The organism is Streptomyces cirratus (genome assembly GCF_014650775.1).
GTDB lineage: Bacteria > Actinomycetota > Actinomycetes > Streptomycetales > Streptomycetaceae > Streptomyces > Streptomyces cirratus.
Window position 1 is genome coordinate 491,331 of record NZ_BMVP01000004.1, and the last position, 15,207, is coordinate 506,537.

Genomic DNA, 15,207 nt, shown 5'->3' on the forward strand with positions numbered 1-15,207 from the left:
TCAGCGGCCCGGCCCGGCGGGATCACAGCAGCAGGGCCCCGCCAGTTCGGCGAAGACGGCGGCCAGTTCACCGGGGTCGGCGGGCAGCCCGCTGCCGATCCCGACGGCGGCCGCCCCGGCGGCGAGCCAGTCCCGGACCTGCGCCGGCCGGATGCCGCCGGTCGGGATGATGAGGGCGTCGGGGAGCACCGCTTTGAGGGAGCGGATGAAGCCGGTGCCGCCCACGTGCGCCGGGAAGACCTTCGCCGCGCCGCCGGAGCGTACGGCGGAGGCCACTTCGCCCGGGGTGAAGGCGCCCTCGATGAACACCGCCCCGCGCTCGGCGGCGACGGCGCGGGCCTCGGGGGCGGGGTAGGGGGAGACGAGGAAGCCGGCGCCGGCGTCGAGGGCGCGCTCGGCGTCTGCGGCGCCGGTGACGGTACCGACGCCGATCAGGGCGGCCCTGCCATGGGCGTCGGCGAGCGGGGCGGTGCGGGCGACGGCCGCGGCCCAGCCGGGGACGGAGGTGGTGAGTTCCACCGCGCGGCACCCCGCGGCGAGCAGGGCGGTGGTCCGGCGAACGGCCTGGTCCGCGTCGGCGTCCCGCAGGACCGGCAGCAGCCGCTGGGCGGCCAGGACCGCGAAGGGATGACAGGACAAGGGACCCCCACCCTTCTGCGGGCCCCAACCCGGCTCCGCGCAGCGGCACTTCATTGGTCCAGACCTTACCCGTGGGGGGAGCGCAGCTGTCAACGGGACGCGGACGCCGGCGCCCCGATCGGGGCGACTAAGGTCGCGGATGATCCGACTTCCGGATAAGAGTTGCCGGAAAGTGTTATCGGGGCCCCTCTCGGCGGTCTCCCAGTTGTTGGGCATCATCGACCGCCGGTACGGACAGGGAAACTTCACATGAGTACACAGCACACGGCAGCGCTGGTGGCAGCGGCCCGCGCGGGCGATCCCCGCGCGCAGGACGAGCTCGTCGGCGCTTGTCTGCCGCTCGTCTACAACATCGTCGGACGGGCCCTGAACGGGTCCTGCGATGTGGACGACGTCGTGCAGGACACCATGTTGCGGGTGCTCGACGGGCTGGCAGGTCTGCGGGCGGACGAGAGCTTCCGGTCCTGGCTGGTGGCGATCACGATGAACCGGATACGGGCCCACTGGCAGGACCGCAGCACCGGAGCGACCGGCCTGGAGGCGGCGGCGGACGTCGCCGACCCGGGCGCCGACTTCGCGGACCTGACGGTCGTACGGCTCAACCTGGCCGGTCAGCGCCGCGAGACGGCCCGCGCCACGCGCTGGCTGGAACCCGACGACCGGGCGCTGCTGTCGCTGTGGTGGCTGGAGTGCGCCGGCGAGCTGACCCGCCCGGAGGTCGCGGCGGCCCTGGAACTCTCGCCGCAGCACACGGCGGTGCGGGTGCAGCGGATGAAGGCCCAGCTGGAAGCGGCGCGGGTGGTGGAGCGGGCGTTGGAGGCGCAGCCGCCCTGCGAGGCACTGCGGACGCTGGCGGCGAGCTGGGACGGGCAGCCGTCGGCGCTGTGGCGCAAGCGCATCGCCCGGCACGCCCGCGAGTGCGTGCGGTGTTCGGGGCTGTGGAGCGGGCTGGTTCCGGCGGAGGGGCTGCTGGCCGGGCTCGCGCTGGTGCCGGTCGGGGTGGCGCTGCTGGCGGGCGTACGGTCGGCCGTCGCGGGCGCCGGTCTCGCCCGGGCGGGCGCCGCGTTCGCGATACCGGGCGGGATACCGGGCGCCGGCACGATGGGAGCGATGCCCGGCGCCGGCGCGGGCGCGGGCGCGGGCGCGGGCGCCGGCGCGGGCACCGGCACCGAAGGGGCGTTCGCGGACGCCGCCACCCAGCTCACGCCCGCGGTAGCGGGTCCCGGTCGGGCGGCCCGCCGCCGCTCGGGCGACTCCGGCGACGCGGGCGCCGACCCGGCGGGCGGCCGCGGGGCACAGCGCAGGCAGCGCCGGCACCGCCGCCGGGTCGTCGCCGGAGCGGTGGTCGCCGCCTGCGTCGCGGGCGGCGGTCTGACCTACCTCGGCACCCTGCCCGGTTCGGGCTCCACCCGGGCGGACGGCGGAGCGCCCGCCGCCCCGCTGTCCGCGCTGTCCGCGACCGGTGCGGGAACCGCGGCGCCCTCGGCCCCGGGCTCCGCCTCGCCCTCGGGTTCCCCGTCCGCGTCGGCCTCCCCCTCGGCCTCCGCTTCGCCGTCCCAGTCGGCGAGTCCGAGTGCCGCCCCGACGCCGTCGCGGACCCGGAGCACCCCGTCCGCACCGCGTACGGCGGCCCCCGCCCCGGCGCCCGCCGCCCCGAGCGGCACCGCCGCCCAGGTGATCGCCCTGGTCAACAACGAGCGGGCGGCCGCCGGATGCGGCCCCCTCAAGGAAGACCCTCAGCTGCGCAACGCCGCCCAGGGGCACTCGGACGACATGGCGCGGCGGGACTACTTCTCGCACACCGACCCCGATGGCGGCGACCCGGGCACGCGGACGACCGCAGCCGGGTACCGCTGGTCCACGTACGGGGAGAACATCGCGAGGGGGCAGCAGACGCCCGAGTCGGTGATGGACTCGTGGATGAACAGCCCCGGCCACCGCGCGAACATCCTCAACTGCTCCTTCAAGGACATCGGCGTGGGAGTCCACCAGGGCCCGGACGGGCCCTGGTGGACGCAGAACTTCGGCGCCCGCATGTGAGTGGGCGTTCCCGCGCCCGCCTCCCCCTTCTGGTTCAGAATCCGGGCATGATAGGGCCTGGAGCCGAAACAGCAGATCACAGTGGTCGGGGTGAGGTACGTGGCACGGCAGGAACTCCGTCCGCACCAGCGCGAGGCCGTGGACGCCGTCGTGCGCGCCCTGGACCTGCCCTCGACGGGCCGGGTGCCCGAGCGGGGCCTGCGTACGCAGGTGATCATGGCCACCGGGTCCGGCAAGTCCCTCGTCGCCGTGCGCTCCGCCGAGGAGCTGCGGGCGGGCCGGGTCCTCGTGCTGGTGCCGTCGCTCGACCTGCTCGCGCAGACGACGGCGGTCTGGCGGGAGGGCGGCCGGACCGGGCGGGCGCTGGCCGTGTGCTCGATGCGGCCCGAGGACGCGGGGGTGCCCACCACCACGGACGCGGGAGTGCTGGCGCGCTGGGGCGCCGCCCCGGCGCAGCGGCTGACGGTGTACGCCACCTACGCCTCCTTGGGCCTGGGCACCATCGAAGGCGCGCACCGGGCCGGGCTTCCGGGCTGGGACCTGATCGTGGTCGACGAGGCGCACCGCACGTCCGGGCGGATCGGCAAGCCCTGGGCGGTGGTGCACGACAACGCCCGGATCCCGTCCGTGCGGCGGCTGTACATGACGGCCACGCCGCGGGTGTGGCGCGACGGCGAGCCGCCCGGGGAGCTCCTCCCCCCGGAACGGCCCCCGATCCCCGCCCGCCGGGAGGAACGCGGCCGCGGCGAGCTCGTCGCCTCGATGGAGGACGACGCGGACGGCCCGTTCGGGGCCCGCTGCCACACCCTCACCCTGTCCGAGGCCATCGACCGCGGGATCTGCGCACCGTACCGGGTGGTGTGCGTGGACGTGTCCGACCCGGACTTCCAGTCGGCGGTCCTCCTCGGCCCCGAAGGCCGTTCGGACGCGGTGCGCGGGGCCCGGCTCGCGGCGCTCCAGGCGGCGCTGGTGAAGGCTGCCGCGGACCAGGGGTTCCGGCGGACGCTCGTCTTCCACCACCTGACCAAGGAGGCGGAGGCCTTCGCGGCCGGGCTCCCGGCGGTCGCGGCCCGGCTGCGGCAGGCGAGCCGGACCCCGCGGCCGGTGTATCCGCGGACCGTCTGGGCGGAGTGGCTGTGCGGGCAGCACACGGCCCCGCACCGGCGGCGGGTCCTGGACGCGTTCGCCGACGGCCGGGTCGCGGACAAGGCGTTCCTCGGCAGTGTCCGGGTGCTGGGTGAGGGCGTCGACACCAAGGAGTGCGATTCCGTCTTCTGGGCCGACGTACGGGGATCCATGCCGGACCTGGTCCAGGCGGTGGGCCGGGCGCTGCGGATCCGGCCGGGCGAGGGGAAGGTGGCCTCGCTGGTGGTGCCGGTGCTGCTGGGTCCGGGCGAGACACCGGAGACGATGCTGACGTCCCGGGCGTACGGGGACCTCGCGCGGCTCCTGGAGGCGCTGCGGGCGCACGACACCCGGCTCGTCGAGGCCTTGGCCCAGCCGCAGGCGCCGGGCGGCCGGACCGGCTCGCAGGCGCACCGGCCGGGCGCGGAGGCGCTGCTGAGCTTCTCCACCCCCCGGGACCCGGCGCTGCTCGCGGCGTTCATCCGGCTGCGGGTGCTGAACCCGGAGCACGAGCAGTGGCGGCGCGGGGTGGAGGCCGCGCGGGCGTACGCGGCCGAGCACGGGGACTTGAAGGTGCCGTTCGCGTACAAGGTGCCGGCGGGCGACGCCCGCCGGCCCGCGGGCCTGGCCCGGTTCCCGCTGGGGCAGTGGATCGCGGACGTGCGGCGCACCCACCGGCGCGGCGCCCTGGGCCGGGAGCGGACGGCGCAGTTGGACGGGCTCGGGATGGTGTGGAGCCACTTCGACGTGGCCTTCGAGGAGGGCCTGGCGGCGGCCCGCGCCTGGGCGGCGGAGCACGGGCACCTGCTGCCGCCCGTCGACGCCACGTGGCGGGGTGTGGCGGTGGGGGTGTGGGTCAAGAACAACCGGGCGGCGGCCCGCAGGGAGGGGCCGGGGGCGCTGTCCCAGGAGCGGCGGGAGGCCCTGGAGGAGATCGACGCGTCCTGGTGCCCGGCCTGGGACATCTCCTGGCAGCGGGCCTTCCACCTGACGCGGGTCCACCTCGACGCGGGCGGCCGGCTGCCGCTGGGCCCGGGCGAGGTGGTGGCGCAGGGCGAGGACCTGGGCCTTTGGGTACGTGGTCAGCGGTTGTCGTGGGACCGGCTGTCCTGGGCCCAGCGCTGGCTGCTGGAGCACACCTTGGGAGTGACGCCTGCGAGCGAGGCGGAGCGGCCCCGGCAGCGGCTGAGCCACGCCGCCGCGTGGGCGGCGCACTTGGCGGCCGCCCGGCAGTTCCACCACCGCGAGCGGCATTTGCGGGTGCCGCGCACGCACGTGGAGCGGGTGGAGGGGCGGGAGGTCCGCCTCGGCTCCTGGATCGCGAACCAGCGCGCCCGGGCGGCCTCCCTCAGCCCGGAGCGGGCGGCGGACCTGACGGCGCTCGGCATGGTCTGGTCGGCGCCGTCATCCCCGTCCGCCTCCGCGTCCGCGTCCGCCTCCGCCTCCGCGTCCCCGTCGTGAAGCCGCGGGTATCGGCCGTGCGGCTCAGTGGTGGAACCCGGAACGGGGCGCCACCGCGGAGACCCCGTGCGGGGCGGCCCGCAGCTGTTCCACCGCCCGGCCGATGTCCGCCACCAGCAGCGCGATCTGGTCGCGGGTCACCCCGTGGCGGATCAGGACGCGCTGGATGACGGTGTCACCGCGGTCGGCCGGCAGCGGGTACGAGGGAACCTGCCAGCCGCGTGCACGCAGCCGGTCGGAGAGGTCGTAGAGGCTGAACCCGGCACCGACCGGGTCGGTGAGCGTGTAGGACACGGCGGGCAGCGCGCCCTCGCCGTCGTAGAGCAGGGTGAAGGGCCCGATCGCGTCGATCTCCCGGGCCAGGTACCGGGCGGTGTCGGCGCAGGCCTGGTGGACGCGGCGGTACCCGCCCCGTCCCAGGCGCAGGAAGAGGTAGTACTGGGCGATGACCTCGCCGCCGGGGCGCGAGAAGTTGAGGGCGAAGGTCGGCATGTCACCTCCCAGGTAGTCCACGTCGAAGACGAGTTCGTCGGGGAGGAGGTCCGCGGTGCGCCACACGATCCAGCCGACGCCGAGCGGCGCGAGCCCGTACTTGTGCCCGGAGGCGTTGACGGATGCCACGCGCGGCAGTGTGAAGTCCCATACGACGTCGGGGTGGAGGAAGGGCGCGACGAAGCCGCCGCTGGCCGCGTCCACGTGGACCGGTACGTCCCAGCCGTGCTCGGCCTGGATGCGGTCCAGTTCGGCGGCGATCTCGGCGACGGGCTCGTAGACGCAGGTGTAGGTGACGCCGAGGATGGCGACGACGCCGATGGTGTTCTCGTCGACGTACTCGGCGAGCTGGTGTGGGCGCAGTCCGGTCGCGCCGGGCTCCAGGGGGACCTGGCGCAGTTCCACGTCGAAGTAGCGGGCGAACTTCTCCCAGCAGACCTGCACCGGTCCGCAGACGAGGTTGGGCCGGTCGGCGGGCAGTCCCTCGGCGCGCCGGCGGGTGCGCCAGCGCCATTTGAGGGCGAGGCCGCCGAGCATGGCGGCCTCGCTGGAGCCGGTGGTGGAGCAGCCGGTGGCGGCGCCGCCGGTGGGCGCGTTCCAGAGGTCGGCCAGGATGCTGACGCAGCGGGCCTCGATCTCGGCCGTCTGTGGGTATTCGTCCTTGTCGATCATGTTCTTGTCGAGGCACATGTTCATCAGGCGGTGCACGCCGTCGTCGGACCAGGTGGTGCAGAACGTGGCCAGGTTCTGGGCGGCGTTGCCGTCGAGGAGGAGTTCGTTGCGCAGCAGTTCGTAGACCACCTCGGTGGGCGAGTGGTCGTCGGGCATCCGGTGCTTGGGCAGGACCTGGCCGCTCAGGGCGGACGCGAACACGTCCGTTTCGGCGTCGGTGGCGTGTGCGTCCTTCATCTCATGAAGAGCCATATCGGGACTATAGGTGACAGAACGATGCGATCCGGGCTGGGTGGATGTCATATCTTCCGGCCGAGTCGCCGATGTGACCCCGTTCATGCGGACGCAACGCGGCCGCAATAATTACCGGCGAGTAGGCTTCTCACAGCAGATCTTCCGGCGGCAGCCGCTCCCGTCGGCCGGGACGAGAGGATCACTCAATTCGTTCTATGTGCAACTTGTCAGCCGATGTCCGGATAACGGTCAACTGGCCCGGCCGTGCTGGTAGTTCTACGTCCATGAACAAGATCACCCGCCGGCAGGCCCTTGGCACGACCGCCGGCGCGCTCACCGTCCTAGGCCTGGCGGGCGCCACCGCGTACGCCGCCGGTACCGACTCCCGCGCCGGGATATCCGCCGACGGCGCCGCAAGCACCGGCAACACCGGAAACGTCGACGAGGTCTACCAGGGCCGCCGCATCCAGATCACCCCGGCGACCGGGGGCGCCCACCACGGCGGCCACCACTCGGCCGGCCTGCCCGCCGTCCGGATAGACGGCCGCGAACTGCACGTGATGCAGAACGCCGACGGCACCTGGATCAGCGTCGTCAACCACTACGAGACGTTTTCCGACCCGCTCTCGCTCGCCCGCGCCGCCGTGCGCGAACTCCAGGGCGCCGCCCTCGTCCCGATGGGTGGCATGTGATGACCGTCCGCAAGAACCAGGCCGCGCTCACCGCCGAGGAGAAGCGCGCCTTCACCAACGCACTGCTCGAACTCAAGCGCACCGGTCGCTACGACCACTTCGTCACCACCCACAACGGCTTCATCATGGGCGACACCGATACGGGTGACCGGGTCGGCCACCGCTCCCCCTCCTTCCTCCCCTGGCACCGCCGCTTCCTGCTCGAATTCGAGGCCGCCCTGCAAGCGGTCGACAAAAGCGTTTCGCTCCCTTACTGGGACTGGACCGCGGACCGCACCCCCCGCGCCTCCCTCTGGGCGGCCGACTTCCTCGGCGGCACCGGACGGGCCCGCGACGGACAGGTCCTGGACGGACCGTTCGCCTACGCGGCGGGCAAGTGGCAGGTGAACGTACGGGTCGACGGACGCGCCTACCTGCGGCGGGCGCTCGGTGAGGGCGTCGCCCAGCTGCCGACCAAGGCCGAGGTGGACGCCGTCCTCGCCATGCCGGTCTACGACGCGGCCCCCTGGAACAGCTCCTCGAACGGGTTCCGCAACAACCTGGAGGGCTGGCGCGGCGCCAACCTGCACAACCGGGTGCACGTGTGGGTCGGCGGCCAGATGGCCACCGGGGTGTCACCCAACGACCCGGTGTTCTGGCTGCACCACGCCTTCATCGACAAACTGTGGGCCGAATGGCAGGCCCGCCATCCGCAGTCCCCGTACCTGCCGGCCGCCGGTACGCCGAACGTCGTGGACCTGAACGACACCATGCGGCCCTGGAACAACGTGACCCCGGCCGACATGCTCGACCACCGGAAGTTCTACACCTTCGACGCCGAGCCGGCCGCCGCCAGCCAGCGGTAGTGCAGTTCGGGCCGGCCGACCTGGCCGTACCGGGGGGTGCGGTCCGCGCAGCCGGTGTCCACCAGGTGTTCCAGGTAGCGGCGGGCGGTGATCCGCGAGATCCCGGCCGCCCCGGCCGCCGCCGCCGCGGTCAGCCCGTCGGGGGCCGACCGCAGCAGCGCCGCGACCCGGTCCAGGGTCGGGGCGCTCAGGCCTTTGGGGAGTTCGGCGGGCGCCGGGGCGCGCAGCGCGGCGAGCGCCCGGTCGACGTCGCCCTGGCCGGCCGCCTCCCCCGCCGTGGCACGGAACGCGGCGTAGCGCAGCAGCCGTTCGCGCAGGGTGGGGAAGGCGAAGGGTTTCAGCACGTACTGGACCACGCCCAGCGAGACGCTCTCGCGGACGACGGCCAGGTCCCGCGCGGACGTCACCACGATCACGTCGACGGGATGTCCGGCGGCCCGCAGTCCGCGCGCGAAGCGCAGCCCGTTGCCGTCGGGCAGGGTGAGGTCGAGCAGCAGCAGGTCGACGCCGCTGCGTTCGAGGACGCGGGTGGCCCCGGCCAGCGAGTGGGCCACTGCCACGGCGGTGAAACCGGGCACCCGGCCGACGTAGAGGGCGTGCGCGTCGGCCACGACGGGGTCGTCCTCCACGACGAGTACCCGTACTTCCCCGGCCGCGCTCGTGGCCGCACTCACGACCGGGCCCCTGCCGCGCCGGGGGGCGGCGTCACGGTGGCACCGAGGGGCAGCAGCGTCGCGGCGGCGCCGGGGGGCGGCGTCACGCCGGCACCGAGGGGCAGCGTCACGGTGAACACCGCTCCACCCTGGGGCCCCTGTGCGGCCTGCGCCGTGCCGCCGTGGCGGTGCGCGACCTGGCGGACCAGGGCGAGGCCGAGCCCGCGCCCGTCGCCCTTGCCGGACCAGCCGCGCCGGAAGACGTCCGCCCCGGACCCCTCGGGCAGGCCGGGACCGTTGTCGGCGACGCGGATCAGCAGCGTCCGGCCGTCGGAGCGGACGGTGACCGCGACGCGCCCGCCCGGGACCCCGGTGAGGGCGTCGACGGCGTTGTCGATCAGGTTGCCGAGCACCGTCACGAGGTCCCGCGCCGGCGGGCTCCCGGGGCCTCCGTCCGCGCCGCTGCTGTCGGGGGTGACGACCAGCTCCACGCCGCGCTCGTGCGCCTGCGCCGCCTTGCCGAGGAGCAGCGCCACCAGCACCGGTTCCCCAACGGCGGTGACCACCTCGTCGGTGAGGGCCTGGGCGAGTTCCAGCTCGGCGGTGGCGAACTCCACCGCCTCGTCCACGCGGCCGAGCCCGATCAGGGAGACCACCGTGTGCAGGCGGTTGGCTGCCTCGTGAGCCTGGGAGCGCAGCGCCTGGGTGAATCCCCGCTCGTGGTCCAACTCCCCCGTGAGCACCTGGAGCTCGGTGTGGTCGCGCAGGGTGACCACCGTGCCGCGGCGGCCGCCGCCCGCCACCGGGGAACTGTTGACGACGAGGACCCGGTCGGCGGTCAGGTGGAGCTCGTCGACGCGGGGGCGGTCGGCGAGCAGGGCTCCCGTGAGCGGCGCGGGCAGCCCGAGGTCGGCCGCGCCGGCGCCGCGCACCTCCCCCGACAGGCCCAGCAGCTCGCGCCCCGCGTCGTTGATCAGGGTGATCCTGCGCCGGCCGTCCAGCATCAGCAGGCCCTCGCGGACGCCGTGGAGGGCCGCCTGGTGGTAGTCGTACATCCGGCTGAGCTCGGCGGCGTTCATGCCGTGGGTGTGCCGGCGCAGCCGGGCGTTGGCCACGTACGTCCCGGCGCCGCCGAGGGCGAGGGCGGCCGCGGCGACCCAGGCGAGCGCCGTGAGCTGCTCGGCGAGGCGGGCGCTGATCGCCCGGACGGTGATGCCGGCGCTGACCATGCCGAGGACCCGGCCGTCGTCCAGCAGCGGGGTGACCACGCGGATGGACGGCCCGAGGGTGCCGGTGTAGGTCTCGCTGAACGTCTCACCGCGTAGGGCGGGGGCGGTGTTGCCCAGGAAGCGTTCGCCGATGCGGCGCGGGTCGGGGTGGGTCCAGCGCCGTCCGTCCGGCGCCATGATCGTCACGAAGTCCACGCCGGAGTCGGCGCGGACCCGCTGCGCGTACGGCTGGAGCGCGGCCGACGGGTCGCTCCCGCGCCCCGCGCCCCGTACCGCGTCCCGGACCGAGGGCGAGTCCGCTACGGCCCTGGCCACGGCCCCGGCCTGGCGCCGGGCGGCGTCCTCGGCCTGTCCGCGCGCGCTCGCGTAGGCGAAGACCGCGCAGCCGGCGACGACGACGGCGACCAGCAGCACCTGCATGGCGAAGAGCTGCCCGGCGAGGCTGCGGGGCGGTCGGGGGAGGCGGAACATGCCGTTCAGTGTGCACCCGGCCGTGAACTCAATGAACGCAAGGGTGACCGGGGTCACAGGGTGGGCGATGGTCTCCCGGAACGCATTCACCACCAGGAGGCATCGTGGCCGCCAGGCGCGACAAGACCCACTATCTCTACATCGCGGTGATCGCCGCGGTGCTGCTCGGCATCGCCGTCGGCTTCGCCGCGCCCGGCGTGGCCGTCGAACTCAAGCCGTTGGGCACCGGCTTCGTGAACCTCATCAAGATGATGATCTCGCCCGTGATCTTCTGCACGATCGTGCTGGGCATCGGCTCGGTGCGCAAGGCCGCGAAGGTGGGCGCGGTCGGCGGTCTGGCGCTCGGCTACTTCATGGTGATGTCCACGGTGGCGCTGGCCATCGGACTGCTGGTGGGGAACCTGCTGGAGCCGGGCAGCGGTCTGCACCTGACGGAGGCGGCGCGGCACGCCGGCGAGGCACAGGCCAAGGCGGGCGGCGCGCAGAGCACGCCGGAGTTCCTGCTCGGGATCATCCCGACGACGCTGGTCTCCGCCTTCACCGGGGGCCAGGTGCTCCAGACCCTGCTGGTGGCTCTGCTCTGCGGCTTCGCGCTCCAGGCGATGGGAACGGCGGGCGAACCGCTGCTGCGCGGGATCGGCCACCTGCAGAAGCTGGTGTTCCGGGTACTCGCGATGATCATGTGGGCGGCGCCCGTCGGTGCCTTCGGTGCGATCGCCGCGGTGGTCGGCGCGACGGGCGTCGACGCGCTGAAATCGCTGGCCGTCATCATGATCGGCTTCTACGTCACCTGTGTGCTGTTCGTGTTCGTGGTGCTCGGGACGCTGCTGCGGCTGTGTACGGGGATCAGCGTGTTCGCCCTGCTGCGCTACCTGGGGCGGGAATTCCTGCTCATCCTGTCCACCTCCTCGTCGGAGTCGGCGCTGCCGCGGCTGATCGCGAAGATGGAACACGTCGGCGTCTCGCGTCCGGTGGTCGGCATCACCGTGCCGACGGGCTACTCCTTCAACCTGGACGGGACCGCCATTTATCTGACGATGTCCTCCCTCTACGTCGCCGAGGCGATGGACAAACCCCTCGCGCTGGGTGAGCAGATCTCGCTGCTGCTCTTCATGATCGTGGCATCGAAGGGCGCGGCCGGTGTGACCGGCGCGGGCCTCGCCACACTGGCCGGCGGCCTCCAGTCGCACCGGCCGGAACTGGTGGACGGAGTGGGCCTGATCGTGGGCATCGACCGCTTCATGAGCGAGGCGCGGGCGATGACGAACTTCGCGGGCAACGCGATCGCGACGGTCCTCATCGGAACGTGGACCAAGGAGTTCGACCGCGCCCGAGCCGCCGAAGTCCTCTCCGGAAGGCTCCCGTTCGATGAGAACGCGCCGACCGGGGACGGGCACGCGCCCCTGCCGGGGGAACCGCCCGCGCCCGCCGCCACGCCCGCGCCCGCCTCCACGCCCGTCGCCACTCCCGCGCCCGCCCCGACGGGAGCCACCGCGACCGGAGCCGGCAAGGACGGCGTACCGGCCTGAGACCGGGACCGGCCGGGCGGGGTTCGCCCCCACGGTGCCCGGCCCGGCCGGCTCCCCACGCTCTCAGCAAACATCACTTTTCAGCCATGCCCCTCGGAACGTCCCTGCGCTGAAAGGTACTTCCGTACAGGGCCACGTGTCTGACATCTTGCGTCCACCACTCGTTTCGCACGGCCCGGCCGGTGCCACCAGCACCGCCGGGCCGTCTTCGGAGGACGCATTGATACCCCACATATCCAGCCGACCTCGACGGACACTGGTGCTCGCGGCCGCCCTCGGCGCCGCCCTCGCGTTCGGCGCTCCCGGCGCCCTCGCGGGCACGCTCCCCGTCGCCCCCTCCACCGCGCCGGCCGCCAAGGCCCACGCTCCGGCCGCCGCGCCGGCTTCCCAGAGTGCGACCTGGGTTGCCGGCACGCGCGCCTACCTCGTCATCACCGCTCCCGGTGACAGTTCGGCGGTCCGCTCGGCCATCGCGGCCAACGGCGGCACCGTCTTCTCCAGCTTCGACGCCATCGGCGTGATCGTCGCCCACTCCGCGTCCAGCGGCTTCGCCGCCACCATGCGCGGCGTCGCCGGCGTCCAGCAGGTCGGCGCGACCCGCACCTCGGACGTCCCGGCCGACGCCTACAACCCGGCGCTGCCCGCCAACCCGGCCCAGGCGTCCACCCCGGCCGGCGAGCCGGTGCGGGCCGACATGAGCCAGATCAAGGCGGACCAGGCCTGGGCCGTCAACCCCGGCTCCGCGTCGGTCAAGGTCGGCATCCTGGACACCGGCATGGACGACCAGCACCAGGACCTCGCACCCAACTTCGACGCGGCCGACTCCGTCTCCTGCGCCTACGGCAAGCCGGACACCCGCACGGGCGCCTGGCGGGACGTGGACACCCACGGCACCCACGTGGCGGGCACCATCGCCGCGGCCAAGAACGGCAAGGGCGTCGTCGGCGTCGCCCCCGGCGTGAAGATCTCCGCGGTCAGGGTCGCCGAGCCGGGCAACTCGTTCTTCTTCGCCGAGAACACCATCTGCGGATTCGTCTGGGCCGGCGACCACGGCTTCAAGGTCACCAACAACAGCTATTACACAGACCCTTGGCAGTTCAACTGCCCGGACAACATCGATCAGGCCGCCATCATCGAGGGCGTCAAGCGCGCCCAGGAGTACGCCGAGGGCAAGGGCTCGCTCCAGATCGCCGCGGCGGGCAACGAGGACTACGACCTCGCCCACAAGACGACCGACTCCGCGAGCCCGAACGACTCGACGCCGGTCACCCGCACCATCACCAACGCCTGCCTCGACATCCCGACCGAGCTGCCGGGCGTGGTCACCGTCGCGGCCAACGGAACCGGCGTCACCAAGGCCTCGTTCTCCAACTACGGCCAGGGCGTCATCGACGTGGCGGCGCCGGGCAGCAACGTGTACTCCACGGCTCCCGGCGGCGGCTACAGCACCAAGAGCGGCACCTCGATGGCCACCCCGCACGTGGTCGGCGTCGCGGCGCTCATCGCCAGTGCCAACCCGGGCATCACCCCGGCGCAGATCCGCGCCAAGCTGGCCGCCCAGGCCAATGACACCGCCTGCCCGTCGGACAACCGCTGCACGGGCACCACGGCCAACAACTCGTTCTTCGGCGAGGGACAGGTCGACGCCCTCAAGGCGGTCGGGACCACCCCGCCGCCCGGCAAGTACTTCGAGAACCTCGGGGACTTCGCCATCGCCGACAACGCGACCGTGGAGAGCCCGATCACCGTCTCCGGAGTGACCGGCAACGCGCCGGCCACCCTCAAGGTGGGCGTGGACATCAAGCACACCTACATCGGTGACTTGAAGGTCGACCTGGTGGCTCCGGACGGCTCGGTCTACACCCTGCACAACCGGGCCGGCGGAAGCACCGACAACATCGCCCAGACCTACACCGTGAACGCCTCCTCGGAGGTCGCGAACGGCACCTGGAAGCTGCGCGTCAACGACAACGCCGCCTCCGACACGGGCAAGATCGACGCCTGGAACCTGACCTTCTAGGCTCCCGGCCCCCGGGCTCCGGGACGCGGCGCCGCCGCCCCCGGAGCCCGCTGCCGTGGTGACCCCACCACGCTTGCGACTCGGCCGTCACCGGGACGGTCCACCTGGTTTCCGTCGCCTCTTTTCCGCCGCTGCGGCCTCTTGCAGCGCCGCCAGGACCTCCGGTCCCACCACCGCCCTGGCCGCGTCGTCGTGGTGTGCACGGGCCGCCGCGGAGTCCGTGGTGACCAGGGACATGTCCGCCTGGTCGCGCCGGGCCGCCCCGGGGCTCAACGCCTCTGTCAGGAAGGCGAACACGTCGGCGTCGCACCACTGGGCGAACCGGTCGTAAACCGTCTGCCAATTGCCGAACTCCTCCGGCAGTTCCCGCCACGTGCTTCCACTTCGGAACCTCCAGACGACGCCCTCGAACTGATCGCGCAGACGCTGCGGGTAGGGGCCGTACCGCCCGATCGGCAGGAACGGCTCGACCAACCCCCATTCCTCATCGTTCAGTTCACGTCGCGTCACATGAACTTTTTACCAGTCGGGGGCGGTGCCGGGCCGAATCGCCGCAGTGATCACAACTCCCAACAGTGCCTTAACATGAGCGAACAGCGCCGGAGTTACCGGCGTCAGGAAAGAAGACGACGATGCGCATACGTAAGTTTCTCGCCGCCGCCGCCATGGCCGGCACCGTTCTGACCGCAGGCGTGGCGACCACTGGCACTGCCTCCGCCTCCAGCTTGGCCGACTGCAGTGGCCACAGCGAGACCGTCTGCCTGTATTACAACTCCAGCAGCAGCGGCCATGGGGCCGTGTTCTTCCAGACCTCGGACATCTCGAACTACTCGGGCTACTACTTCAGCGGGGGCGCCTACGGTTCCAGTGGCGCCGGCGTCTCGGTCAAGAACCACGCCGCCGCGGTCGACAGCTACTACGCCGGCTCCTTCACCGTCTACTACGGCAGCGGCGACCGCAACTGCAGCTACGCCTGCCAGACCGTCCCGGACTACGCGTACAGGGACCTCAACGCGCAGATGAAGAACAACAACGCGGCCGGGTTCTTCGGCTGAGCCGGAGCTGACCACGTCTGAGAACTGACAGCCGCGACAGCGGTCTCCGT

The 15,207-nt window shown here is 73.0% G+C and carries 12 protein-coding genes; 7 read left to right on the forward strand and 5 right to left on the reverse strand.

The genetic code is table 11. The annotated features are described in order from the left end of the window. On the reverse strand, positions 1–639 hold the full coding sequence (locus tag IE207_RS14770) for a bifunctional 4-hydroxy-2-oxoglutarate aldolase/2-dehydro-3-deoxy-phosphogluconate aldolase (protein WP_229873727.1): 639 nt from the start codon (positions 637–639) through the stop codon (positions 1–3). Between the two features lie 249 nt (positions 640–888). Between IE207_RS14770 and IE207_RS14775 the strand changes: the two genes are divergently transcribed. Together IE207_RS14775 and IE207_RS14780 are read left to right on the forward strand one after the other, a co-directional pair. After that, the gene (locus IE207_RS14775; protein WP_190184604.1) at positions 889–2,679 is read left to right on the forward strand and encodes a sigma-70 family RNA polymerase sigma factor; all 1,791 of its coding nucleotides are present in this window, start codon (positions 889–891) and stop codon (positions 2,677–2,679) included. A gap of 90 nt (positions 2,680–2,769) precedes the next feature. Then, positions 2,770–5,265: a DEAD/DEAH box helicase gene (locus IE207_RS14780; protein ID WP_381352108.1), complete on the forward strand. Its 2,496-nt coding sequence runs from the start codon at positions 2,770–2,772 to the stop codon at positions 5,263–5,265. A 24-nt stretch (positions 5,266–5,289) separates the two neighbouring features. Here IE207_RS14780 and gad read toward each other — a convergent pair whose 3' ends face one another. Continuing rightward, positions 5,290–6,681 carry a glutamate decarboxylase gene (gene gad / locus IE207_RS14785; RefSeq protein ID WP_190184605.1) on the reverse strand — a complete coding sequence of 464 codons (1,392 nt, stop codon included), beginning with the start codon at positions 6,679–6,681 and terminating at the stop codon, positions 5,290–5,292. A gap of 266 nt (positions 6,682–6,947) precedes the next feature. Between gad and melC1 the strand changes: the two genes are divergently transcribed. Both melC1 and melC2 read left to right on the forward strand, forming a co-directional pair. Beyond that, on the forward strand, positions 6,948–7,355 hold the full coding sequence (gene melC1, locus IE207_RS14790) for an apotyrosinase chaperone MelC1 (RefSeq protein WP_190184606.1): 408 nt from the start codon (positions 6,948–6,950) through the stop codon (positions 7,353–7,355). Then, positions 7,355–8,200, forward strand: coding sequence for a tyrosinase MelC2 (gene melC2, locus IE207_RS14795; protein WP_190184607.1), 846 nt, complete (start codon positions 7,355–7,357; stop codon positions 8,198–8,200). The genes melC1 and melC2 overlap by 1 nt, the downstream gene beginning before the upstream one ends. Here the strand turns inward: melC2 and IE207_RS14800 are convergent. Then, positions 8,158–8,874, reverse strand: coding sequence for a response regulator (locus IE207_RS14800; RefSeq protein ID WP_190184608.1), 717 nt, complete (start codon positions 8,872–8,874; stop codon positions 8,158–8,160). The genes melC2 and IE207_RS14800 overlap by 43 nt on opposite strands. Beyond that, positions 8,871–10,553, reverse strand: coding sequence for a sensor histidine kinase (locus IE207_RS14805; protein ID WP_190184609.1), 1,683 nt, complete (start codon positions 10,551–10,553; stop codon positions 8,871–8,873). Before IE207_RS14805 ends, IE207_RS14800 begins: the two co-directional genes overlap by 4 nt. 104 nt (positions 10,554–10,657) lie before the next feature. On the opposite strand from IE207_RS14805, the gene IE207_RS14810 reads away from it, so the two are divergent. Continuing rightward, on the forward strand, positions 10,658–12,082 hold the full coding sequence (locus IE207_RS14810) for a cation:dicarboxylate symporter family transporter (RefSeq protein WP_229873728.1): 1,425 nt from the start codon (positions 10,658–10,660) through the stop codon (positions 12,080–12,082). A gap of 259 nt (positions 12,083–12,341) precedes the next feature. Further along, positions 12,342–14,102 (forward strand): S8 family peptidase, encoded by a 1,761-nt coding sequence (locus IE207_RS14815; RefSeq protein WP_190184610.1) that lies wholly within the window; start codon positions 12,342–12,344, stop codon positions 14,100–14,102. Positions 14,103–14,189: 87 nt separating this feature from the next. On the opposite strand, the gene IE207_RS33770 is transcribed toward IE207_RS14815, so the two are convergent. Next, the gene (locus IE207_RS33770) at positions 14,190–14,612 is read right to left on the reverse strand and encodes a transposase (protein ID WP_190184611.1); all 423 of its coding nucleotides are present in this window, start codon (positions 14,610–14,612) and stop codon (positions 14,190–14,192) included. A 122-nt stretch (positions 14,613–14,734) separates the two neighbouring features. Here IE207_RS33770 and IE207_RS14825 point away from each other — a divergent pair, with 122 nt between their 5' ends. Further along, positions 14,735–15,157, forward strand: coding sequence for a hypothetical protein (locus tag IE207_RS14825; RefSeq protein WP_190184612.1), 423 nt, complete (start codon positions 14,735–14,737; stop codon positions 15,155–15,157). Positions 15,158–15,207 lie beyond the last annotated feature (50 nt).